The organism is uncultured Porphyromonas sp. (assembly GCF_934359325.1).
In the GTDB taxonomy this organism is placed as follows: Bacteria; Bacteroidota; Bacteroidia; order Bacteroidales; family Porphyromonadaceae; genus Porphyromonas_A.
On record NZ_CAKRLH010000238.1, the window covers coordinates 1 to 2329 of the forward strand.

2 protein-coding genes are annotated in these 2329 nt (G+C 58.4%); both read right to left on the bottom strand.

Going from position 1 to position 2329, the window contains the following annotated elements; all coding sequences use genetic code 11:
• Positions 1–257: 257 nt before the first annotated feature.
• The gene (locus tag Q0F21_RS07320; protein WP_018106899.1) at positions 258–425 is read right to left on the bottom strand and encodes a hypothetical protein; all 168 of its coding nucleotides are present in this window, start codon (positions 423–425) and stop codon (positions 258–260) included.
• Positions 426–493: 68 nt separating this feature from the next.
• On the bottom strand, positions 494–2329 hold a 1836-nt coding region (locus tag Q0F21_RS07325), incomplete at its 5' end, for a zinc-dependent metalloprotease (protein WP_297238720.1).

Genomic DNA, 2329 nt, shown 5'->3' on the forward strand with positions numbered 1-2329 from the left:
AAAGGTAACTCTTTAGAGGGTTAATTCAAATCTTATCCGGACGCCCCTCAGACTAATACCGGTATTCGGCAAAACTAAAGTCGGTATTAGTCGACACTAATACCGGTAATAGTTGACACTAATACCGGTAAAAGAAATAGGCGGTCGCTACCTGCTGACTGCCAATCTGGTGTGATCTGATCGTATCTGTGGCTGAGCAGACAGAGGGCGGTGACCGGTCCTACGAACCGATCACCGCCCTCTGTCTATCGTGGAGCTTAGTCCCTGTCGCTTAGTGCGCCTCCGATGATAAAGGCGATGGAGGTGATGGCAGCCCCACCCAGGGCGCCCATGAGGACGAGGGCCTTGCAGCCTCCCTCCATGGACTCGTCGCCGATGTACCGTCCTAAGCGGCAGAGGCCGCTGCTGATCTCATTTGCTCTCATAATGGTTTTATTTCTACTTGGTTACTAAGGTTCTCAGCAAAGTTAGCCATTTACCCGCTCTCCTCCCATCACTTCTCGAGTGACTTATCGAGCCGTCCGAGGAGGAGTCGGTAGTGAGCGCGGAGGTTGGCATCCCTCGTCCGAGGGATGGTCCGCTTGAGCAGGTCCCGTACCTTCAGAGCGTGGCTCAGAGTGTAGTCGCTGGTCATATTGACGGTCTGCGCCCAGAGGTGCTCCGGGAAGCCGTTGCCGTTGCCGAAGCCAAGCAGCCCATTCTCCTCGCCAGCGTGATTGCAGACAGTCTTGTCAGCCTTATAGCTCAGACTGAGGGCGTCAGACTTGAGCCCGACGGGGTAGACATTCTGCAGCCCATACTGGAGTGAGGCATTGAGGTAGCGGACAAAGGCGTCCTGCAGGGCGATTTCTGTCTCGCTGAGGTGCGAGGCGCCACGCAGAGTCGGGCCAAAGATATGGCTGTAGACATCCTCCAGATACTCCATGGGGGAGTAGGAGTCGGGGTCGAAGTAGTAGGAGATGGCGAGCTTACCGGTATTGAGCATCGTCATCTTGAGGAGATCCTGCTGCACGAGGTCAAAGGGGCGGAGGGAAGCGTAGGGGATGTGTCCCACCAGCTCCTCGAGCCCGAGCTTGCGGAAGTCCTCCGCATGCTCTATGAGCCAGAGGGCTGCCTGACGCTGCCGCTCCTTAGGTAGCACCTGATGCCTCGGTATGCCGGAGGACTCGCTCGTCTGCTGGAGGATGATGCCGGGGACCATCATAAAGATATTGTGGTAGTACCCGTATGCCTGCGCCAGGATCTGCTCATAGAGCTCGCCCCGGTGCTCAGCTCCCGGGTCATCGGTGATCCACTCGTCGAGGTGCTCGGTGATGTACATCAGGTTGCGCATCCCCAGTTCGCCGGCACGTATCGGGTCATCACTCAGATCCTCCTCGATGGCAGACGGGTCGAGGCGGCTCTCCACCTGCTGCACGCCGTAGCGGTAGATCGGGTCGCCCTCATGGCGGGAGACAAACTTCTGGAGCTCCTTGCTCTCGGCAAAGAAATTGTCCTCCAGCTCCGGGAAGACCTTATACCCCCACTCGATGGCGTAGTAGTCGAAGGCACCAAGGAAGGGCGGGTCGAGGGAGACCCCCTCATCCTCTCGCTGGGCCACATAATTCCACCGCGCATAGTCCATAATGCTGGGCGTGGTGCCGTACTTGTGGGTAAAAGAGGGAGACCGGAGCGAGTCGATGGAGTAGGCGGCTGAGGCAGCCATATTGTGCATCAGACCGAGGGTGTGACCCACCTCGTGGGCGATCACGTACTCCAGCGACTCTGTGAGGAGGGAGTCGGAGAGGACCTTGCTGCGGACTGCGGGGTCGAGCTGTGCCGTCTGCACGAAGCGCCAGTTATTGAGTGTCTTGATCACATTGCTGTAGACCATGACGGAGGCATTGATGATCTCGCCGGTGCGGGGATCGTACCAGGAGGGCCCCATGGCATTCTCGATGCCGACCGGGACGTAGCGGATGCAGGAGTACTTCAGATTGTCGGGGTCAAACTCCGGGTCGTCCTTGGGGAAGTCTCTCACCTGCACGACGTCCTTCAGCCCGATGCGCTCGAAGGCCTTATTCCACCTCAGCACACCGGCCTTGATCCCGGCTCTCCAGCGCTCGGGGAAGTTGTCATCGACGTAGTAGACGATGGGCTTCTTGACCTCGGTCAGTTCGCCCCTCTTGAGAGCCTCCATATCGACCGGCTCGAGCCGCCAGCGACGGATGAAATTGACCGTCTCGATCTGGTGATTGTCGCTCCGGAGGATGTCCTTCTCCGTGAGGAAGAAATTGACCCTCGTGTCGCTCAGCCTCGGTGTCATCGGCACGGCAGGCAGGCGGAGGAG

Excerpts from the sequence above, each read along its gene's own strand:
- Q0F21_RS07320 (WP_018106899.1), bottom strand. The coding sequence starts at position 425 with ATGAGAGCAAATGAGATCAGCAGCGGCCTCTGCCGCTTAGGACGGTAC.